Below are 20,858 nucleotides of genomic sequence, written 5' to 3'. Positions count from 1 at the left end.
GAAAACCTTCACCGACCGCCGGAAGCCGCTGCTGCGGTGGCGGGCAAACCGCCCGTTCGGGTACGTCCCGTAGGGTCGGCCCGGTGACCTCCCCGCTGCGCTGGCGCGACGCGATGGAGCGGGCGCTGTACGGGCCGGACGGCTTCTTCGTCTCCGGTGCCGGGCCCGCCGCGCACTTCCGCACGAGCGTGCACGCCTCACCCGTCTTCACCGCGTGCCTGCTGCGGCAGCTCGAGACGGTGGACGCGGCGCTGGGGCACCCGGACCGGCTGGACGTGGTGGACGTGGGCGCGGGCCGGGGCGAACTGCTCCGGGCGCTGCTGGCGCAGGCCGCACCCGAGCTGGCCGCCCGGCTCCACCCGGTGGCCGTGGAACGGGCCACCCGCCCACCGGACCTGCCGCCGGAGATCGCCTGGCGCCCCGACATCCCCGACGGCATCACCGGCCTGCTCCTGGCGACGGAATGGCTGGACAACGTCCCAGTGGACGTGGCGGTCCACACCCCCGAGGGCTGGCGCCTCCTCCTGGTGAACCCGAAAACCGGCGAGGAGACGATCGGCCCGCCCCCGTCCCCCACCGACACCACCTGGCTCACCCACTGGTGGCCCTCGGCCGTTCCGCCCAACGCCCCGGTGATCAAGGAGTTTGTGGCCTCGGAGGGCCCGGATCAGGACACAAACTCCTTGATCAACGGGGCGGGTGAGGGCGAGGGCGGGGGCGGTTGGAGGGGGGAGATCGGGTGGTCGCGGGATCTGGCCTGGGCTGAGGCTGTGGGAAAGGTGGCGCGAGGGCTGGCGCTCGCCGTGGACTACGGGCATCTGCGGGACTCGCGTCCTGCCGACGGGACGCTCACCGGGTATCGGAGCGGGCGGCAGGTGCCGCCGGTCCCTGACGGGTCGTGCGACGTGACGGCGCACGTCGCCATGGACTCGGTCGCCTCCGCCGGTGAGCGGGTCGCGCGGTGCGCGTACTCCCTGGTCTCTCAGCGGGAGGCGCTGCGGGCGCTCGGGGCCGACGGCGGGCGACCACCGCTGAGCCTGGCCGGTCGCGACCCGGCCGGCTACCTGCGGGCGCTGGCCGCCGCGTCGGCGGCGGCCGAACTGACCGACCCGGCCGGGCTCGGCGGGCACCTGTGGCTGCGGCAGCCGGTCGGCGTCGCGCTCGACGCGGTCGTGGCACGATGACGGGCATGACCACGGACGCCGCCGACCTCCGCGAGCTGACAGTCGGTACCGGCGCCGGCGGTGAGCAGCTCGGCACCGACATGGTGCTCAACATCGGGCCGCAACACCCCTCGACGCACGGCGTGCTGCGGCTGAAGCTGGTGCTCGACGGGGAGCGGGTGGTCGCCGCCGAGCCGATCGTCGGCTACATGCACCGGGGGGCGGAGAAGCTCTTCGAGGTACGCGACTACCGGCAGATCATCGTGCTGGCGAACCGGCACGACTGGCTGTCGGCGTTCTCCAACGAGCTGGGCGTGGTGCTCGCCGTCGAGCGGCTGATGGGCATGGAGGTGCCGGAACGCGCCACCTGGCTGCGGATGGCGCTGGCCGAGCTGAACCGGGTGCTCAACCACCTGATGTTCCTCGGCTCGTACCCGCTGGAGATCGGCGCGATCACGCCGATGTTCTACGCGTTCCGGGAACGGGAGACCATCCAGGCCGTGATGGAGGAGGTCTCCGGCGGCCGGATCCACTACATGTTCAACCGGGTCGGCGGCCTGAAGGAGGAGGTGCCGTCCGGCTGGACCGGGCGCGCCCGCGCCGCCATCGCCGAGGTACGCCGCCGGATGCCCGACCTGGACAACCTGATCCGGCGCAACGAGATCTTCCTGGCCCGTACCGTCGGCGTCGGTGTGCTCTCCGCCGCCGACGCCGCCGCGTTCGGCGCGTCCGGGCCGGTCGCCCGCGCCTCCGGCCTCGACCTCGACCTGCGCCGCGACGAGCCGTACCTGGCCTACGACCAGCTCGACGTGCCCGTGGTGACGAAGACCGCCGGTGACTGTCACGCCCGCTTCGAGGTGCTGCTCGACCAGGTGTACGTCTCGCTCGACCTCGCCCAGCAGTGCCTGGACCGGGTGGACCGGATCAGCGGGCCGGTGAACACCCGCCTGCCGAAGGTGCTGAAGGCGCCCGAGGGGCACACGTACGCCTGGACCGAGAACCCGCTCGGCATCAACGGCTACTACCTGGTGTCCCGGGGCGAGAAGACGCCGTGGCGGATGAAGCTGCGCACCGCCTCGTACGCGAACGTGCAGGCGCTGTCGTCGCTGCTGCCCGGCTGCCTGGTGCCGGACCTGATCGCCATCCTCGGCTCGATGTTCTTCGTGGTGGGCGACATCGACAAGTAGCCGGCGGGGTCAGCGCCAGCGGTCGGCGGTGTCCCGATACGGCTCGCCGTGTCCACCGCGCTCCGGGCTGCGCCACTCCGGTTCCGCCGGCCGCCATTCCGGCTCGGGCCGACGCCACTGCGACTCGCCCTGCCGCGTCTCCGGCTGACGCCACTCCGGCTCGGCCTGACGCCACTCCGGTTCCGGCTGACGCCATTCCGGTTCCGGCTGACGCCATTCCGGTTCCGGCTGACGCCATTCCGGTTCGGGCTGACGCCATTCCGGGGGTGGCTGGCGCCATTCCGCCTGGCCGCTGCGCTGCGTCGGTGGCCGCCACTCGTCCGGCACCGGCACACCGCCGGCCGGCAGCGCCGGGTGGCTCTCCCCGGACCAGCGGGCGTCCGGTCCGTCCGGTCCGCTCGCGGCCGCTCCACCGCCGCGCACTGAGGCCCACCGGTCCTCGACCCGGTACTCCGTGCCGCCGCCGTCGGCGTGCACTGCGGCCCGCCGTTCCCCGAGGCGGATCTCCCGGCCCGCGCCGTCGTCACGGACCGCGGCCCACCGGTTGCCGGCACGCATCTCGGACCACTGGTCGCCGTCGGTGCCCGCCCGGCCGGGCGGCACGTCCGGTACGCCCGCTGCGGCCGCGGGCCAGGCGCCCGCCGCCCGGCCGGCCCGGTCGTCACCGCCGCCGGACCAGGGCCGCTGCTCCTCCGCCGCCGTCCGGCCCTGCTCGCTCGACCAGCCGCCCCCGGCGGTACGCCCGGACCAGCCCTGTTCCCCGGCAGCGGCCCGGCCGACACCTGCCCATGGATGCTCGGCACCGGGACGCCCGGGGTCGGTCCACGAGTGCCCGTCGTCGCCGGAGCCGGCACCCCGGCCGCCGTCGTCCGACCCGGCGCGGCGGCCCGACCGGTCGCCCGGGTCGCGGTGTCCCGCGTGCCGGTGGTCGGCCGCGTCCGCGCCCCGGGACCGGTCCTCGTCCGGCCAGCCGCCGGGGAATCCGCCGTACCGGGTGCCGGTCGGCTCACCGCCGACGATCGTGTGCCGGGTGGTGACGTGCACCGTCTCGGTGTGGTGGACCACGCCGACCGGGCGGGTTTCCGGCCGGGCCACCGGCTCGGACACCCGCGCCGCGCCGTACACCCCGCTCGCGGGCCGGTCCGGACGTACGGTGGCCCGCGCCGCCGGTTCGGCGTCGTGCCGACCGGTCCGTGCCGGTTCGGAGTCGTAGCGACCGGCCCGGGGCTGTTCGGTTTCGTAGTGGTCCGCCCGGGGCGACTCAGTGCCGTAGCGGCTGGTCCGGAGCGGTTCGGAGTCGTAGTGGCCCACCCCAGGCGAGTCGGCGTCGTAGTGGCCGGTCCGGGACGGCTCGGCCTCGTATCGGCCCGTCCGGGACGGGTCCGGGGTGTGGTGGCCCGTCCGGGACGGCTCAGCGGCGTAGTGGCCCGTCCGGGACGCGTCGGCGTCGGTTCCGTAGCCGCCGCCGGGGTACGCCGGCCGGGCCGGTTCGTCGTCGTCCCGGCCGGCCGGTTGCGACCGGCCGACGTCGGGCACGCCGGCGCCCGGCACCCGGGCCGCACCGCTCGGGCGCTCCGGCGCCGACGCCAGGGCGGACACGGGCGCGGAGGCCAGTCCGGCGGCGGCCGCGTCGAGCCGGTGCCGTACCGCGCCGGCCACCTCCTCGGCCCGTCGTGCCTGGTCGAGCGCCTGATTGCCGCGCTGGGCGGCGGCCACGATCTCGGCCCGCAGCTCCCGCCGGAGCTGCGCCAGCTCCTCGCGCATCTCCTCGGCGACCGCGCCACCGGAACCGCTCTCCGGTCGCAGCGCGATGGACAGACCGATGAGCACGACGGCGAGGATCGCCAGGACTGCGCCGAACCGGAGCGAGCCGTTGCCGTCGGCGATCAGCAGGATGAGCGCGGCCAGGGGCGCCAGCCCCACACCGACCCAGAACAGGACGGTGAGCAGGGTGGGCGTGCTCTTGTCGGCGGGCGCGACCGAGGCGGGCATGGCTGAGCAGAGTACCGAGAGTTCCACCGGAGGGGAACGGGTCGGCGCCACTCGATGAGCGGCCCGTCGAACAGGGCAGCGGTGCCGCCGGCCGGCACGCGTGGCGCCGGCCGGCGGTGGTGCGTCAGCTCGTGGCCAGCGCGGCGTCGGAGGAGAAGACCAGGCCGACGCTCGCCGAGCCGGTCTTCAGCGCGTTCTTGGTCTGCGGGCCGCCCGCGTCCAGCGAGCTGAACGAGCCGGCCTTGAAGTCGTAGACCTCGACCAGCCCGGCCTGGCACTTCGGCCGCTGCGGGCACTCCGGCGGCCCGGCCAGCACGGTGGCCTGGCCGGAGCACTTGGCGGCCAGCTCGGAGAGCGTGGACACGCCGTACTTGTCGGCGAACGCCTTGGTGACCGCGAACGCGTTCTGGTCCTGCGCCTGGGACGGCTGGCCGAAGACCAGGCCGGCCTTGTCGCCCCCGGTCTTCAGCGCCGCGACCGTCTTGTCCAGCTCCGGCGAGGAGACGGGCTGGGCGTCCTTGCCGTTGGCCTTGGTGTTGAGGAACTCCGCCATGGTGGCGGCGTACTCCGGGACGACCTGGATCTGGCCCTTCTCCAGGGCCGGCTCGTAGAGCTCCCGGTTGCCGATGGTCTGCACCTTGACCTGGTAGCCGGCCGCGGTGAGCGCGATCTTGTAGAGCTCGGCGATGGTCTGGCTCTCGCTGAAGTTGCCGGCGCCGACGGTGATCTGACCGCCCGGGCCCTTCTCGATCCCGTCGGTCACGCCGTTGGCGGAGGCGAACTCCTGCGCCGCGACCTGGGGCGTCTTGCGGTCGACGTCGACCGCCCGGTTGAGCTGGATCAGCTTCGGGGTGTCGAGCTTCGCGGAGACCTTGTCCAGCGCGGCGACGAGCTGCGGCGTGGCCGCCTTCGCGTTGATCGCCGGGATGACGTTGTCGGTGTTCTGGAGCTTCTTGTCATCGGTCAGGACGACGAGCTGGTCACCGGCCACCGGTGCACAGCCGGCCCCCGAGGCGCCCTGCTCGGGCGCGTCGGTGCCGGACGAGCCGGCGTCGCCGCAGCCGGTGAGGAGAACAGCCGCAGTGAGTGCGCCGAGCGCCCCCGCGGCCAGTGTCGTACGCGCGCGCATCAGTGCCCGCCTTCCGTGTCCCGGCGCGACCCCCTCGGGCCGGCCGCGTGTCCGACGGGCGATCCGGACGGCCACCCGCGACTCCAGCCAATATCCTCCGGACCCGACCGACAAACTCGGAGCGGTTTTCGTCATCCGATCGTCACCGACGGCTCAGTTGCCGGTCGTCGCCGCCGTCGCGCGGCGGTTCGCCCGCGTGCGTTCCCGGCGCAGCGGGCGGGGCGTGACCACCCGCTCCACCAGCGCGAGCACCCCCTCGACGAGCAGCGCCAACCCGGCCACCAGGACCCCGCCGGCGATGATCTGGCCGCCGCCGGCGGCGATGTCGAGCCCGAACCCGGCCCGGATGATCTGGCCCAGCCCACCGCCGTTGACGAACGAGGCGAGCGCGGCGGTGGCCACCACCTGCACCGCCGCGGTGCGGAAGCCGGCCGCCAGGTAGGGCACCGCGAGCGGCAGCTCCACCCGCCGCAGCACCTGCCCGCCGGACAGACCCATGCCCCGGGCCGCGTCCCGGGCCTCCGGGTCGGCCTGCCGCACCCCGGTGAACGCGTTCGCCAGCAGCGGCGGAACCGCGAAGACCGCGAGCGCCACCACCACGGCCGGGCGGCCGAAGCCGAGGAACGTCAGCGGCAGGATGGTCAGCAGCGCCAGCGTCGGGATCGCCAGTGTGACGTTGGAGACCAGCAGGACCAGCCCGCCGCCCCGGCCGCTGTGCCCGAGCCAGAGCCCGATCGGCCAGGCCACCAGGCAGCCCAGCAGCACCGCCAGCGCGGACATGCTCAGGTGCTCGCCGAGGCGGTCCAGCACGCCGCCGGGGTTGGTCCAGTTCAGCGGGTCGTTCAGCCAGACCACTGCCTGCTCGACGGGGTTCACCGGGCGGACCTCCCGCGCAGCCAGGGGGTGAGCAGGCGGCCCACGCCCGCCAGCACCAGGTCGAGCACCAGCGCCAGCAGCACGCACAGCACCGTGCCGGCCATGATCTGCGCTTTGTAGAAGTTGTTCTGGAAGCCCGCGAAGATGAGCTGCCCGAGCCCGCCCCGGCCGACCACCACTCCGACCGTGACGAGCGCGACAGTGGACACGGTCGCCAGCCGTACGCCGGTGAGGATGCCGGGTAGCGCCAGCGGCAGCTCGATCCGGAACAGCCGGCCCCACCTGCCGTACCCCATGCCCTCGGCGGCCTCGCGCACCTCCGGGGGCACCTGGTTCAGCCCGGCCAGCGCGTTGCGCACGATGACCAGCAGCGCGTACAGCGCGACCACGGTGAGCACTGTGATCGCGCCGATGCCCAGGTACGGCGCGAGGAACGCGAACAACGCCAGCGACGGGACGGTGTAGAGCACCCCGGTCACCGCCAGGATCGGGGCCGACAGCGACCGGAACCAGTACGCGAGCACCGCGAGCGGCAACGCCACCAGCGCGGCGATCACCACGGCGCGGGCGGTCAGCCAGGTGTGCTCCCGCAGCGCGGCGAGGATCGTGTCAGAGTTGTCCCGCACGTACTGCCAGGAGAACCACGGATTACCCGGGTCGGCCCGGTAGCTCAGGTGGAGGGACACACGTGGACGGTACCCCGGGAGGCACCGCCGGAGGCGGCGCGGCGTCGATCACGCTGGAGGGCATCCGCAAGCGCTACCCGGACGGCACCGAGGCGGTACGCGAGCTGAGCCTGGAGGTCGCCGCCGGCGAACTGGTGGTGCTGATCGGCCCGTCCGGCTGCGGCAAGTCGACGGTGCTGCGCATGATCAACCGGTTGATCGAGCCGACCGACGGGCGGATCCTGCTCGGCGACGACGACGTCACCCGGGTCGACCCGGTGGCGCTGCGCCGCCGCATCGGGTACGTCATCCAGAACGTCGGCCTGTTCCCGCACCAGACCGTCGCCGCGAACGTGGCGACCGTGCCGGGGCTGCTGGGCTGGCCGAAGCAGCGGACCCGGGACCGGGTCGGCGAGCTGCTGGAACTCGTCGGCCTGGACCCGGCGCAGTTCGGCCGGCGGTACCCGCACGAACTGTCCGGCGGGCAGCGGCAGCGGGTGGGCGTGGCCCGGGCACTGGCCGCCGATCCGGTGGTGCTGCTGATGGACGAGCCGTTCTCGGCGGTGGACCCGATCGTCCGGACCCGCCTGCAGGAGGAGTTCCTGCGGTTGCAGGCCGAGGTACGCAAGACGATCGTGCTGGTCACCCACGACCTCGACGAGGCGGTCCGGCTGGGCGACCGGATCGCGGTGCTGTCCGAGGGCGGCCGGCTGGAGCAGTACGACACGCCCGCCGCGCTGCTCGGCTCGCCCGCCTCGGACTTCGTCCGCGAGTTCGTCGGCGCCGACCGGGGCATCCGGCGGCTGGCCGTGACCCCGGTGACCCGCGCGGTACTCGACCCGCTCCCGGCCGACGGCGGCACCGGCCTGCCCACCGTGGCGCTCGGCGACTCGGCGTACGACGCACTCGGCGCGCTGCTCACCTCCGGCGCGGAGCACGCGGTGGTGACCGAGGAGGGCCGGGCGGTGGGGCTGCTCACCCGCACCCGGGTGCTGGCGCTGGGCGCCGTGGACTGAGGTCAGGCCCGGCCGCCGAGGCTGGCCAGCCCGACGATCCAGCCGGCGAAGAAGCCGTACGTGACGCCGGTGCTGGCCGCCTGGAACGCGGCGAACAGCGAGCCGTGCGGGCCGAGGAGCGTGGCGAACAGGGCGCTGAGCCCGCCCGCGAGCGCGTACGCGCCCCAGCCGGAGAGGAACTGGCTGCCCGAGGACGTCACCCGGTCGACCTGCGGCCCGGGCAGCAGGTACAGCAGCGCCGCCGCAAGCACGAGCAGCAGGATCGCCCGCAGGTTGGTGGCGAACACGCCCTCGTCGGCCTGCCACCGCCAGGACGGCCAGGCGAGCAGCCGCAGGAACCAGCCACCCGCGCCGGTCGGGTCGGTGCCCCGCTGCGCCCAGTCCACGTACATCGGACTGCCGCCGACGGCGACGAGCAGGAACGCGGCGAGCGTGCCGGTGCCGGCGGCCGTGCCGTACCGGGGGACGGTGCGGGGGCGGTTGCTCAGAGCCATGCGGCGGTCAGTTCCCGGCCGGTCCCGCCGGGCAAACCTGCGCAACCGGTCGGCAGCCGTCGGCCGACGGGCAGTCATCGACCTCAGTGCTTCATCAGGTAGTCGATGAAGGCGGCGCGCAGCAGCGGCGCGGACTCGTCGTAGCCGTGCCCGGTCAGCTCACGCCAGAGCGCATTCGCCTCGTCGATGGTCGGGCCGATCGAGTTCGGCGCGCCGTCCAGCGCGGCGGCCTCGTCGGCGTTGGGCAGGTGCCGCAGAACCGACCAGAAGAAGCCCACGTCGCGGCGGTCGCGCGCCAGGTTGAACGCCTGCTCGCGCAGCTCCTCGGTGGAGAGCTTGTCGAGCTCGTCGAAGGTGCGGCCGCCGGGGGCAGGAGTTTCGGTCATGCCGCCGAGCCTAACCGGAGAGATCAGTCCGGGCGCGCCGGACGCACGGCCATCGCCGGGGTCAGCGGTCGTCGGCGTCCCAGCGCCGGGGTTCGTTGTCCCAGCGCGGGGCCTCCCATGCCTCCACCGGGGTGTCGTGCTGGCGTACCGGCAGCACCGACGGCCAGGCGTCGGCCGGCTCGGGCGGCGGAGTCATCGTCCAGCCGCCGCTCAGCGCGCCGTCCCGGGCCGGGCGAACCGGGCCGAGCGGACCCGGCGGTGCCGGGCGGGGCCGGCCGAACGTCTCGACCAGCCGGGTGACGAGCAGGCCCACGCCGAGCACGGCGCCGCCGAGCGCCCACCGGCTGACCGTCCAGCCGTGCGGCACGGTCCAGGCCAGGAACACCACCACCAGGCAGACCGCGAACAGGGTGCCGAAGATGCCGCCGCGCCGCCCGTACGCGCTGGTTCCGGCGAGCATGACGGTGCCGACCGCCAGCACGGTCCAGTCCAGTCCGGTGCCGGGCGCGACCTGGCCGTCTCCGTTCGCCGCGATCAGCACGCCGCCCAGCATCGCCAGCACGGTGGACCCGACGAGCGCCAGCGCGGTCACCGTGGCGGCTGCCACGCCGCGCCGCCGGGCCGGATCGGCGACCGGGCGGAACCGGCCGATCAGCCGGCGTACCGGTTTCATCGCGGCGAACAGGCCACCGAGGACGGCGACCGCGGCGAAGCCGACGAAGAAGTACAGCGCGCTGCCGCGCGGGTCGTAGTCGCCCTGCACCGTCACCGGCGCGGTCCGCCGTTCCAGGTAGACGATCACGCCGGCCGCCCCGGCCAGGCTCGCCGCCCATCCGGGCACGTGCAGCACCACCACGGCCAGGGCGAGCGCCAGCCCGGCCGCGGCCGCGATCGCCAGCGCCGGCAGCAGCGCCTCCCGCGTGCCCCGGTCGCCCTGCTCGGCGAAGTGCAGCGCGGCGGCCAGCGCGACCGGCCCGATCGCCAGGTTCACCGCGCCGGCCCGCAGGCTCAGGCCGGCGGCGAGGGTGAGCAGGCCGAGCGCCGCCACGTCGACGAGCAGCGTCTTCAGGGAGCCGCCGCGCAGCGCGTCCGAGTCCTCCCGCCAGAGCAGCCAGGCCATCGCGACCAGACCGGCGAGCAGCACGAACTCCCAGAGCACGTGCACCGCGATCCGGTCCCGGCCGGGTTCGCCGTGGGCCGGGTCGTCGAAGACGTGCTCCAGTACGGCAGCGGGCACCCCGGACGACGTCTCCGGCGGCGCTGTCCGGCCCGCATCGTCGTACGCCATTGGCTCGCGCCTCCCCCAGGTGGCCGCGTCCGGCCCACGGGCGGGCGGACCGGTGGCGGCCGTCGCTCTCCGGTCGCCAGGGACGGTACCGCCGGGCCGGGGTGGGGGGAACCCTCAGAGACGCCCGCGGGGCGTCTCCCGGTCACCCGGCTCGCGGTCCTCGTCGTCCTCCTGCTCCGGCACCCGGCAGGAGCGTTCCAGCCAGAGCGCGGCCGCGACCAGCGCCAGCGCGGCGATGAGGCCGCCGAGCGCGGCCGGCCGATCGTTCATGGCCGCGTTGGTCTGTTCCACGAACAGCCAGCCGGTCAGCCCGGCGTAGAAGCCGGCGAAGATGGCCCCGGCCAGCGCCGACGCCTTGGCCAGCACGACGAACCGGGCGACCAGCAGCGGGTTGACCGGCTCCCGGCCGGGCCGCCGCTCGATCCGGCCCCGGGTGTTCACCGCCGCGTAGCCCTCCAGCACGGCCAGCCCGGCCAGCGTGATCACCGGCAGCCAGGGCAGGTCAGAGCCGAGGTCGCCGTAGAAGCTACTGATCAGCAGCCAGGCCACCGCGGCGGCGGCCAGGCCGGCCACCACGAGCGTGGAGGCCCGGGTCGGCCCCATCCGGAAACGGTCGGGCCCCTGCGGGGAGCGGTCGGTGCTCACCGCACCTCCTCAGCTCGCCACTGCCGGGCCACGATCCACCGGGTCATGTGTCCGACTCTAGCGCCAGATCGGGTCGCGGGCTCAGTTCCAGGGCGTCCCCGGCGAGCGGCTCGGCGTTGAGCAGATCGGTCAGCCAGCCGTGCCCGGGCAGCCGGCCGTGCGGCTCGATGTCGATCCACGGGCGCAGCACGAAGGCGCGCAGGTGGGCCCGGGGGTGCGGCAGGATCAGCTCGGGGTCGTCGCGGAGCACCGGCTCGCCGGCGTCGTCCCAGACCGCGATCACGTCCACGTCCAGCGTGCGCGGCCCGTACCGTCGCTGCGGGTCGCGGTCGCGCCCGGCCGCCGCCTCCGCGGCCCGGGCGCGGACCAGCCAGTCCTCCGGCGTCGCCGCCGGGTCCGCGACCATCACCGCGGCGTTCAGGTACGCGGGCTGGTCGGCGTCCCCCCACGGTGGAGTCTCGTAGACGCCGGAGACCACGAGCACCCGGTCGCCGAGCGCGGCCACCGCGCCGCGCAGGTGGCCGAGGCGGTCGCCCAGGTTGCTGCCGATCGACAGCACGGCCCGGGTCATCGGGTACGCCTCATCGTGACGGCGACGTCCCGGAAGGCGTGCGGGATCGGGGCCTCCGGCTTGTGCACAGTCACCGTGGCGGCGGCCACCAGCGGCTCGGCCAGGCAGACCGCGAGCAGCCGGTCGGCGAGCGTCTCGATGAGGTTCACCGGCTCGCCGGTGATCACCGCGACCAGGCGTTCGGCCAGTTCGCCGTAGTGCACGGTGTCGGTCACCTCGTCCGAGCGCGCGGCCGGGCCCAGGTCCAGTTCGAGCACCGCGTCGACCACGAACTCCTGCCCCTGGGCGCGCTCGAAGTCGTAGACGCCGTGGCGGCCGTGCGCCCGCAGGCCGGTCAGCTCGATCCGGTCGCTCATCTGTCGCCTCCGCTCGTGCCGGTGGCCGCTTCCGCCGGCCGGGTACCGCCGGTGGCCGCCGCGGTCTGCGGCGATGTCGCTTGCCGTGTGCCGGTCGCGGTGGCGAGCCGGGGGCTGCCGGTGGCGCGCCAGACGGCGAGCGCGTCGGCGGTGCCGCGGACGTCGTGCACGCGTACCCCCCAGGCGCCGGCCGCGACGGCGAGCACGCTCGTCGCGACGGTCGCGGCCTCCCGCCCGGCGGTGGGGCGGGGTTCGCCGGCCGGGTCGGCGAGCAGCCGGCCCAGGTAGGACTTGCGGCTGGCCCCGAACAGCACCGGGAAGCCCAGGTCGACCAGCTCGGGCAGGCGGGCGCTCAGCGCCCAGTTGTGCGCGGCGGTCTTCGCGAAGCCCAGGCCCGGGTCCACGATGATCCGGTCGGCGGCCACCCCGGCGGCGAGCGCGGCGTCGACGCGCCGGCTCAGCTCGTCCCGGACCTCGGCCACCACGTCGGTGTACGTGGCCAGCTCCCGCATCCCCCGCGAGTGCCCCCGCCAGTGCATGAGCACCCAGGGACAGCCGGCGTCGCGGACCACCCGGGCCATGTCCGGGTCGGCGAGGCCGCCGGAGACGTCGTTGACCACGTACGCGCCGGCGGCGAGGACGGCCTCGGCGACCCGGGCGCGGCTGGTGTCGATGCTGACGAGGATGCCGGCGGCGCTCAGCTCGCGGACCACGGGCAGCACCCGGGCGGTCTCCGTCTCCGCGTCGACCCGCTCGGCGCCGGGCCGGGTGGACTCGCCACCCACGTCGATCAGGTCGGCGCCGTCCCCGCGCAGTCGCACCCCGTGTGCGACTGCCGCGTCCAGATCGGCGTATCTGCCGCCGTCGGAGAAGGAGTCGGGCGTGACGTTGAGGACGCCCATCACCACCGGGGTCTCCGCCCGTACCAGATCGGTCACGGACCCGACAGTACCGTTCGCCGGCAGGGCTTCCGGCCACCGGGCGAGCGCCCGACGCGGCACCCCTGACGTGCGCATTGGAACAGGTGTACGATCGGTCATCCGGGCCGTCGGAGGTCGACTCTTCACGGCTTGTCGCAAAGGTGGCCGGGCCGTACGCTTTGGAATGGCCCAGCATCGAGATGGCGAAGCCTGGAGGGAGGGCCGAAGCGGGAAGAATCCCCCCAAAACTCACCACTCTACGTGGTGGGTGACGGACTCAGCGTTGACGGCGCTGTCTCTGACGAGCACCATCCCGCCAGGCTTGCCTACTTGCACCAACGCGGCGCCGCCGGCCGCGACCTTGGGGAGGTTTCCAGTGATCGCCATCGAGCTCATGGCAACGGCGTCCAGTGCCGTGGACCACGCGCTCCACACCCTGGCGTCGACTCCACTCGCCGAGCCGGCACCGAAGGGCATCGACACCGACAACGTCGTCACCTTCTTCGCCAGCAAGATCGCGCCGATCCTGCTCGCGGTCCTCGGGGTGATCTTCATCGGCCGGGCCAGCCGGGGTGAGATCTCCAAGGTGCTGACCAGCTCGGCCATCGCCATCATCGGCCTGGCCTTCATCGCCGGAGCGGCAACACTCTTCTTCGTCGGCGACTACCTGATCAACCTGATCTTCGAGTAGGGCGCTGGGCGACGATGCGGCTGCGCACCGACGACGACATCTACCGGGCACGCCTCGTCTACCTGGGGCCGCCCGGGTACACCCTTCCCGTCCACCTGCCGTACGCCCAGTACGGCCTGTTCATGCTGCTCGTACCCCTCTACATGTTCATCCACTGGTTGTTCACGCTCCAGGTCGAGCTGTTCCCCGCCTGGGAGATCTCGCTGGCGATCGTGACGACCTCGTTCATCTTCCGGTACGTCGACCCGGACCGGCCCGCGCGCATGGTCATCCGGACCGCGCTGACCGACTGGCGACGCACCCGGGAACCGGCCACCGAGCAGCGGGATCCGCGGCTCGTCGCGAGCCGGATCAGGATCCGGGAGGAACTGGCATGACCGGGCGTACGACAACCGTGCAGACGAACGACGCGGGTGAGGCGGTCGCATGAGTCGCTCTTCCACGCCGGGTTCCCCGGCCGGGCGCCCGGCCGGGCCCAACGGTAACCGTGCGCGATCGTTCGACTACCCACCGGACGAGGATCTGGACGAGGTCGTCCTCGACAGCGCGCTCGTCACCAGCCCCGGGCACAGCCGCGTCGGCGTGTTCCAGCCGCCGCGACCGATGACCCCGCGCGAGCCGGTACGCCCCGACGGCGACATCGACTCGCCCTTCCTCGACCTTTTCGGCGGTGCGCAGCCCCGCCGGCGGCCCGCCGCGTCCACGCCGCCCGCACCGGTCGAGCCGGTGGTGGCGCCACCCCGCCGCGGCGTCGGCCGCGAGCCCCTGCCGATCCCGCACCAGCCCGCCGTGCCGGTCGAGCCGGCGCCCCGGGCCGAGCCGGAACCGCCGGTCCGCGAGCAGACCCCTGGGGTACGCGCGGTCGGGCGACCCCGGCCCGAGCCCGTGCACGCCGCGCCGCTGCCGGTCGAGCCGCCCCTGCCCGACCCGCCGGCCGCGCTCGCCCCGCCGCCGCCGTCGCGTAGCCGGGTGCCGCAGCAGGCCGGTGACCGGCTGCCCGCTCTCCGCCCCCCGGCCGAGCCCGAGCCGGCGCTCCCGCCGCCCCCGCAGATCCCCGCCCCCGCGCCCGCCGAATACCGGGAGCCGGATCTCGCTGCGGCGGACCCGCTCGCGGCCGGCGCGGCGCCGTCGCGGGAGGTCGGCCGTCCGGCGCACCGCGAGGTGACGCCGCCCCGGCAGCGCACGCCGGAACGCCGCAACCGGCCGACCAAGCCGGTCCGGGTCCGTGCCCCGAAGATCAAGTTCGGCGACCGGGATCCGTCGGTCGAGCTGGCCATCACCGAGATCGCCGGGCACCTCACCTTCACCCCCAACACCGTCACCGCCTGGTACTGGCTGCCCGAGGTGCGGTGGGCGTTCCGGCCGGACGCCGAACGCGAGGCCCTGCTCTCGGCGATCTCCGAGCAGTACGCCGGGCTCGCCGGGTTCCGGCTGCACCTGCGCCGCACCACCCGGCCCTTCCCGGCCGACGAGTGGGCCCGCACCATCGACGCGCACACCGCCGCGCCGCTGCCCGACGTACCGGGCACCACCGGCTGGGCCGACCACCTGGTCGCCGCCCAGCGGCATCTCATGGCGGTCAACCACGCCGAGGGCCAGACCTACCTCGGTGTCACGTTCGCCCGCCGGTCGCTCGGCGACTCGCTCACCGAACGACTCCTGCGCACGTTCGGCCGGGGCACCGCCGACGGCGAGCGGCGCCGGCTGAGCCGTACCGTCGAGCAGTTCGACGAGGTCCTCGGCGCGTTCGGCATGCGCGGGCGCCGGGTCACCGCACCCGAGCTGGAATGGCTGCTCTACCGCTCGGTGGCGCTGTGCATGGCCCCGCCCGGCGTCCTGTCCCCGATCACCAACGGCCGGTGGGAACGCGGCGACCTGCTGGCCCTCACCGAGCAGGTCGAGCGCTACCGCACCCCGTACGGCTCGACGGTGAAGCTGGTCAACCGGATGACCGGCGAGGAACGCCACGTCGCCGTGCTCGCGGTCGGACGGATGGAGCCGCTGGAGATCCCCGAGCGGCACGAGCCCTGGCTGCACTTCCACGAGCGCCTGCCGTGGCCGATGGAGCTGTCCACCCGCGTCGACATCCTCGGCCCCAACGACTCCTTCCGGAACCTCGAACACCGGCTCCGGATGATCCGCTCCCAGCAGCTCGACTACGCCGAGCACGGCATCGACGCCCCGCCCGAGCTGGAACGGCTGGCCAAACGCGCGCTGGTGATCGGCGACGAGATGACCACCGGTCTGCCCGTCGACTCGGCCCGGGCACACGGCTGGCACCGGATCGCGGTCGGCGGGCGTACCCGGGAGGAGTGCCTGGAACGGGCCCGGCGGCTCATCCAGCTCTACTCCCGCGAGCTGCGGATCTCGCTCCAGCACCCGAAGAACCAGGACTGGCTGGCCCGCGAGTTCATCCCCGGCGAGCCGATCGCCAACACCGGCTACGTCCGACGGATGCCGGTCAACCTGCTCGCTGCCGCGCTGCCCCAGGCCGCGTCCACAGTCGGCGACCGGCGCGGCGACCTGATCGGGCGGACCGCCGGCACCTGCCGCCGGCCGGTCTTCCTCGACCTGCACTTCCCGATGGAGGTACGCGAGCGCTCCGGCCTCGCCGTCTTCGTCGCCGAACCCGGCGGTGGCAAGTCGACGCTGCTCGGCGCGCTCGGCTACCTGGCCGCGCGCCGCGGCGTGCAGGTGACGCTGCTCGACCCGTCCGGCCCGCTGGCCCGCCTCTGCGCCATGCCCGAACTGGCTCCGTACTCCCGGGTGCTCAACCTGACCGGCTCGGAACAGGGCACGCTCGCGCCGTACGCGCTGATCCCGACGCCGCTGCGCAGCGAGTTCGGGGCCGGTCCGGCGGGCGACCGCGAGTTCGAGATCGCCGTGTCGAACGCCCGCGCCGAGCGCCGGATGCTGGTGCAGGACATCTGCATGATGCTGGTGCCGCCGCAGGTGGCCCGGGAGGCGTCCACCGCCACGCTGTTCCGGCACGCCGTACGCCAGGTGCCCGCCGAGGAGACCTCCACGCTCGACGACGTGGTGACCTGCCTCCAGGGGCTCGACGACGACGCCGGGCGCGAACTGGCACACCTGCTGCTCGACACCGCCGAGATGCCGCTGGCCATGCTCTTCTTCGGCCGGCCGCCGGAAGGGCTGCTCGGCGCCGACGCCGCGCTCACCGTCATCACCATGGCCGGTCTGCGGCTCCCGGACCTCAAGATCGAGCGGGAGTACTGGTCGGCCGAGGAGGCGCTCGCGCTGCCGATGCTGCACACCGCGCACCGGCTCGCCGTACGCCGCTGCTACGGCGGGTCGATGTCCTCCCGGAAGCTGGTCGGCCTCGACGAGGCGCACTTCATGGAGGGCTGGCGGTCCGGGCGCTCGTTCCTGGTCCGGCTCGCCCGCGACTCCCGCAAGTGGAACCTGGCAGCGCTCGTCGCGTCGCAGAACCCGAAGGACATCCTCGGACTCGACGTGCAGAACCTCGTCTCCACCGTCTTCGTCGGCCGGATCGCCGAGGACAGCGAGATCGCCTCCGAGGCGCTGCGCCTGCTGCGGGTGCCTGTCGACGACGGTTACGAGGCCACACTCGCCTCGCTCTCCCAGGCGGACAGCGGATCGGCCAACCGGCTCGGCTTCCGCGAGTTCGTCATGCGCGACGTCGACGGGCGCGTGCAGAAGGTCCGGGTCGACGTGTCGTACGTCGACGGGCTGCTGGAGCACCTGGACACCACCCCCGCCGCGGTCGCCCAGGCCGCCGGGATACTGCCGACCGTCCTGGCTGATCTGGAGGCGTGACATGGCGAGGGCCCGGGCACGGATCGCGGCGCTCCTCCTCGCGCTCGGCGTACTCGCCGGGGCCACGATCTCCTGGCCGGTGATCGGGGCGGCCACACCCGCGTACGCCGCCGCGCCGGTCACCCAGGCGCGGGCCGAGCTGTGCAGCACCAAGGAGTGGCAGGCCGACTTCCGGTCCTGCGTCGGCAGGCTCAAGGCGGTCAGCGAGGACCAGGTCGAGTGCCGCAACGCGCCGGTGCCCGCCGCGCCGGACTCGGGCCTGGCCGGCTGGTTCGCGTCCCGGCCCGACTCGGCGAAGGAGCCCGGCCCGAAGGGCCTCTACAGCGACTACGGGTACGCCGGGTACAGCTACAACACGTACGACATCGACGGCGGCTGCGCTTCCTCCGTGCTGCATCCGGACTACCGCTTCACGACGATGGTCGCCAACGGCGAGTTCATGTTCGCCAACGCGGTGATCGGTGCCTCGAACGCGCTGCGCGAGCGCGCCTGGGATCCGCGGACGATGTGGAGCTGGGCCGACCCGCTGGTGGAGCAGGCCACGAAGGCCGTCTACCAGAAGGTGTTCAGCGTCTTCGGCATCATCACCGTCTGCGTGGTCGGCCTCTACCTGCTCTGGCGGTCCCGCCAGTCGGACATGAGCAACGCGATGACCACCGCGGGCTGGGCGCTGCTGGTGATGGTGGCGGTGACCGCGCTGGCCGCATGGCCGGTCAAGTCCGCGAACATCGCCGACAACACGCTGATCAGCACGCTGGGCGTGGTGCACGACGCGGTCGGCCCCTCCTCCAAGACCGTCCCGCCGGACAAGTGCGCGCTGCCGAACCCGAGTGCCTGTGTCGACAAGCGGCCACCCGCCGTGCGTGCCAGCGACACGGCGACCGAGACGATGCTCTACCGGAACTGGCTGCGCGGTGTGCTCGGTTCGGCGGACAGCGAGACCGCGAAGAAGTACGGCCCGGCCCTGTACGACGCCAAGTCCCTGACCTGGGGCGAGGCGGAGGCTATCCGGTCCAAGCCCGCCACTCGCGACGTGGTCATCAAGGCCAAGCAGCAGCAGTGGGCCAAGGTCGCCGAGCAGATCAAGACCGAGGACCCGGAGGCGTACGAGTACCTCCAGGGCACCCGGGACATGGACCGGATCGGCGCCGGGTTCATCGCGGTGCTGGCCTCGGTGCTGTTCGCCATGTTCGACCTCACGGCGTCGCTGCTGGTGCTGCTCGGCTTCCTGATCTTCCGCTGGGCGGTGATCGCCGCACCGATCCTCGGCACTGTCGGCCTGATGCGCCCGGCCAGCGCCGGCCTTCGGCGGCTGGCGAACGCGGTGGTCGCCGCCGTCTTCAACATCGCCATCTTCGGCACCGGCGCGGCCATCTACCTCTTCGCCGTCGACCTGATCATGAACACCGCCACGCTGCCCGGCTGGCTCCAGGTGGTCCTGGTCTGGCTCTGCGGTGTGGTCGGCTGGTTGCTGCTGCGGCCGTACCGCCGGATCACCCAGCTCGGCGGCAAGGACAGCAGCGAGGCAGTCAGCTCGGCCGGCTCCTGGCACCGCCGGTTCTTCCGGGACATGCGGATCGCCGCACGGCTGGACGTGGCCGAGCCCGGCGGCACCAACGAACCGGCGATCGGCAAGCGCCGCACCGTCACGGCCGACCAGCGCAGCCTCCGGCCGGAGGCCCGGCACGAGGATCCGGCGCACAGCGCCACACCCGCCGAGCGGGAACGGCCGGACGGGCGGGAAAGGCCGGAGGAGGCGCCCGCGAGCGGACGGCCGGGTGAGCGTCCCGGTGGCACTCCCCGCCCCCGGCGCGCACCGTCGACCTGGACCGAGCCGGACGTGCCGGAGGAGGCGCCCTCCTACGCCGTCTACCGGCCGGACTCGGCGGGCCGCGGCACCGCACCGGCCCGGCCGGCGCCGCGCATCCGCTCCGAGGCCCGGTGAGTCCGGTGCGACGCGCGCTGGAATTCCTCTTCACCCGGGTCCTCCGGTCCCGGATCGGGGTCGCTCTCATGATCGCCGTGCTGGTCTTCGGGGTGATCGGCGCGGCCCGCCTCGTCGCCGGACCCGGCGATCCGGGCCTCGGCCTGACCAGCCGCCCCACCCAGCCGATCAGCACCGCGGACCCGGAGGCCGGTGACGACGGCGTGCTCGCCAGTCCGCCGACTGCGGTCGCCCCGAAGACCCGGCCGGGCGAGGACACGCCGGAGCAGGTCGCCGGTCGGTTCACCACCGCGTGGCTGAGCGGCCCGGGCAGCAGCGGCGACGCGTGGCAGGCCCGCCTGCGGCCGCTCTCCACCCCGGCGCTGGCCGAGAAGATGACTGATGCCGACCCGGAGACAGTGCCCGCACGGAAGACCACTGGTGCCCCGACGCTCCGGCCCCGCACCGAGTCCTTCGTGGAGGCGGTGGTTCCGCTGGACAACGGCACGCTCCGGCTCGAACTCGTCGCACCGGACGGACCCTGGCTGGTGGACGCGATCGACTGGGAGCGGTCGTGACCGCCGGCCCGGCCGTCGCCGGACAGGTCCGCCGGAAGCTGCGCCTGGGCGTGGTCGCCACCGTCGTCACGAGCGTGCTCGCCCTGCTCTGCTGCGTCGGCGGGGCCGGCGCCTTCCTCCTCACCGAACTCGGCGGCGACGAGGACGACCCGAAGCTCGCGGCCCTGAACTGCGACCCCGCCTACCAGGTGAACCTGACCGGCGACATGCCGCGCTTCGCCGAGTACGGCGAGCGTCAGCTGCGCAACGCCGCGGTCATCATCAAGGTCGGCCAGGACATGAAGCTTCCCGCCCGCGGCTGGGTGATCGCGCTGGCCACCGCGATGCAGGAATCAGCGCTGCGCAACCTCGCCAACAGCACGGTGCCGGCGTCGCTCGCGTTGCCGCACGAGGGGGTCGGCGCCGACCACGACTCGCTGGGTCTGTTCCAGCAGCGGCCCGGTTGGGGCAGCGTCGAGCAGCGGATGACGCCCTCGTACGCGGCCCGCAAGTTCTACCAGAAGATGGAGAAGGTGCCGGACTGGCAGCAGCGCCCGCTCACTGTGGTCGCCCAGAAAGTCCAGGTCAGCGCCTACCCCGACGCCTACGCCAAGCACGAGGAACTGGCCGGAGCCATCGTCGACGCGCTGGCCGGCGGCGCCGCCCGGACCGTGGAGATCGCCGGCAAGGCGGTGTGCGACGCCGCGGCCGGAGACCGGATCGCCGCCTCAGGCTGGACCGCGCCGCTGCCCGGCGGTGTGGTCTCCGGTTTCCGCACCACGGCCCGCCCCAGCCACCACGGCGTGGACCTGGCCGCCTCGAAGGGCACGCCGATCCACGCCGCCTCGGCGGGCCGGGTGCTGGTGGCCCGCTGCGACCCCGACCGCTCCGGGCGGCGGGACTGCGACCGGGACGGCTGGCCGAACAAGGGCGGCTGCGGATGGTTCGTGGACATCCTGCACGCCGGCGGATTCATCACCCGCTACTGCCACATGGTCGAACGACCTCGCGTGGTGCCGGGTCAGGCGGTCGAGGCGGGCGAGGTCATCGGGATCTCCGGCAGCAGCGGCAACTCGTCCGGCCCGCACCTCCACTTCGAGGTGCACAAGAACGGCGACCGGTCCAGCAACGGAGCGGAGAACCCGGTGCCCTTCATGCGCAAGCGGGGCGCGCCCCTCGGCGAGACCGGGTGAGGCCGGG

General features: G+C 73.8%; 20 protein-coding genes. 9 read left to right on the top strand and 11 right to left on the bottom strand.

Annotated elements, in window-relative coordinates:
• Nucleotides 1-113 precede the first annotated feature (113 nt).
• Nucleotides 114-1,184: an SAM-dependent methyltransferase gene (locus FB455_RS14010; RefSeq protein WP_186461646.1), complete on the top strand. Its 1,071-nt coding sequence runs from the start codon at nt 114-116 to the stop codon at nt 1,182-1,184.
• Nucleotides 1,181-2,350, top strand: a complete 1,170-nt coding sequence (locus FB455_RS14005) for an NADH-quinone oxidoreductase subunit D-related protein (RefSeq protein ID WP_186461643.1) — start codon at nt 1,181-1,183, stop codon at nt 2,348-2,350. Before FB455_RS14010 ends, FB455_RS14005 begins: the two co-directional genes overlap by 4 nt.
• A gap of 9 nt (nt 2,351-2,359) precedes the next feature.
• Here FB455_RS14005 and FB455_RS14000 read toward each other — a convergent pair whose 3' ends face one another.
• The 4 genes from FB455_RS14000 to FB455_RS13985 all read right to left on the bottom strand — a co-directional run bounded on the left by FB455_RS14000 (nt 2,360) and on the right by FB455_RS13985 (nt 7,033).
• Entirely contained in the window at nt 2,360-4,342 is a 1,983-nt protein-coding gene (locus FB455_RS14000) for a hypothetical protein (protein WP_145753620.1), read from the bottom strand.
• Nucleotides 4,343-4,466: 124 nt separating this feature from the next.
• Nucleotides 4,467-5,471 carry a glycine betaine ABC transporter substrate-binding protein gene (locus FB455_RS13995; protein ID WP_145753618.1) on the bottom strand — a complete coding sequence of 335 codons (1,005 nt, stop codon included), beginning with the start codon at nt 5,469-5,471 and terminating at the stop codon, nt 4,467-4,469.
• Nucleotides 5,472-5,624: 153 nt separating this feature from the next.
• On the bottom strand, nt 5,625-6,347 hold the full coding sequence (locus FB455_RS13990) for an ABC transporter permease (protein ID WP_013475008.1): 723 nt from the start codon (nt 6,345-6,347) through the stop codon (nt 5,625-5,627).
• Nucleotides 6,344-7,033 (bottom strand): ABC transporter permease, encoded by a 690-nt coding sequence (locus FB455_RS13985; protein ID WP_013288967.1) that lies wholly within the window; start codon nt 7,031-7,033, stop codon nt 6,344-6,346. The genes FB455_RS13990 and FB455_RS13985 overlap by 4 nt, the downstream gene beginning before the upstream one ends.
• Before the next feature lie 2 nt (nt 7,034-7,035).
• Here FB455_RS13985 and FB455_RS13980 point away from each other — a divergent pair, with 2 nt between their 5' ends.
• Nucleotides 7,036-8,028, top strand: a complete 993-nt coding sequence (locus FB455_RS13980; protein WP_091330642.1) for an ABC transporter ATP-binding protein — start codon at nt 7,036-7,038, stop codon at nt 8,026-8,028.
• 2 nt (nt 8,029-8,030) lie between these two features.
• Here the strand turns inward: FB455_RS13980 and FB455_RS13975 are convergent, their stop codons facing one another.
• The 7 genes from FB455_RS13975 to folP all read right to left on the bottom strand — a co-directional run bounded on the left by FB455_RS13975 (nt 8,031) and on the right by folP (nt 12,706).
• Nucleotides 8,031-8,522, bottom strand: coding sequence for a hypothetical protein (locus FB455_RS13975; RefSeq protein ID WP_145753615.1), 492 nt, complete (start codon nt 8,520-8,522; stop codon nt 8,031-8,033).
• 83 nt (nt 8,523-8,605) lie between these two features.
• A complete protein-coding gene (locus FB455_RS13970; RefSeq protein ID WP_013288970.1) occupies nt 8,606-8,908 on the bottom strand; it encodes a hypothetical protein in 303 nt (100 codons plus the stop codon).
• A gap of 61 nt (nt 8,909-8,969) precedes the next feature.
• The gene (locus FB455_RS13965) at nt 8,970-10,196 is read right to left on the bottom strand and encodes an ABC transporter permease (RefSeq protein ID WP_030273726.1); all 1,227 of its coding nucleotides are present in this window, start codon (nt 10,194-10,196) and stop codon (nt 8,970-8,972) included.
• 114 nt (nt 10,197-10,310) lie between these two features.
• On the bottom strand, nt 10,311-10,799 hold the full coding sequence (locus FB455_RS13960) for a DUF3180 domain-containing protein (RefSeq protein WP_085983675.1): 489 nt from the start codon (nt 10,797-10,799) through the stop codon (nt 10,311-10,313).
• Nucleotides 10,800-10,884: 85 nt separating this feature from the next.
• On the bottom strand, nt 10,885-11,412 hold the full coding sequence (gene folK / locus FB455_RS13955) for a 2-amino-4-hydroxy-6-hydroxymethyldihydropteridine diphosphokinase (RefSeq protein ID WP_114919063.1): 528 nt from the start codon (nt 11,410-11,412) through the stop codon (nt 10,885-10,887).
• Nucleotides 11,409-11,768, bottom strand: coding sequence for a dihydroneopterin aldolase (folB, locus tag FB455_RS13950; protein WP_013288974.1), 360 nt, complete (start codon nt 11,766-11,768; stop codon nt 11,409-11,411). The genes folK and folB overlap by 4 nt, the downstream gene beginning before the upstream one ends.
• A complete protein-coding gene (gene folP, locus FB455_RS13945; RefSeq protein ID WP_186466397.1) occupies nt 11,765-12,706 on the bottom strand; it encodes a dihydropteroate synthase in 942 nt (313 codons plus the stop codon). Before folP ends, folB begins: the two co-directional genes overlap by 4 nt.
• Before the next feature lie 358 nt (nt 12,707-13,064).
• Between folP and FB455_RS13940 the strand changes: the two genes are divergently transcribed.
• Genes FB455_RS13940 through FB455_RS13915 form a run of 6 tightly spaced genes read left to right on the top strand, consistent with a single transcriptional unit; the run spans nt 13,065 to nt 20,851 of the window.
• Nucleotides 13,065-13,379, top strand: coding sequence for a hypothetical protein (locus FB455_RS13940; protein WP_013288976.1), 315 nt, complete (start codon nt 13,065-13,067; stop codon nt 13,377-13,379).
• Between the two features lie 14 nt (nt 13,380-13,393).
• On the top strand, nt 13,394-13,756 hold the full coding sequence (locus tag FB455_RS13935; RefSeq protein WP_013288977.1) for a hypothetical protein: 363 nt from the start codon (nt 13,394-13,396) through the stop codon (nt 13,754-13,756).
• 49 nt (nt 13,757-13,805) lie between these two features.
• The gene (locus FB455_RS13930; protein WP_030273731.1) at nt 13,806-17,177 is read left to right on the top strand and encodes an ATP-binding protein; all 3,372 of its coding nucleotides are present in this window, start codon (nt 13,806-13,808) and stop codon (nt 17,175-17,177) included.
• Nucleotide 17,178: 1 nt separating this feature from the next.
• Nucleotides 17,179-19,122 carry an MFS transporter gene (locus FB455_RS13925; protein WP_145753611.1) on the top strand — a complete coding sequence of 648 codons (1,944 nt, stop codon included), beginning with the start codon at nt 17,179-17,181 and terminating at the stop codon, nt 19,120-19,122.
• Complete coding sequence (locus tag FB455_RS13920; RefSeq protein WP_145753609.1) at nt 19,119-19,679, top strand: hypothetical protein; 561 nt, start codon at nt 19,119-19,121, stop codon at nt 19,677-19,679. The genes FB455_RS13925 and FB455_RS13920 overlap by 4 nt, the downstream gene beginning before the upstream one ends.
• On the top strand, nt 19,676-20,851 hold the full coding sequence (locus tag FB455_RS13915) for a M23 family metallopeptidase (protein WP_013288981.1): 1,176 nt from the start codon (nt 19,676-19,678) through the stop codon (nt 20,849-20,851). The genes FB455_RS13920 and FB455_RS13915 overlap by 4 nt, the downstream gene beginning before the upstream one ends.
• Nucleotides 20,852-20,858: the final 7 nt, after the last annotated feature.

This window comes from Micromonospora sp. CNZ296 (assembly GCF_007827635.1).
Note: the sequence above shows the minus strand (reverse complement) of the source record. Positions and strands in the feature narration are given on the sequence as shown.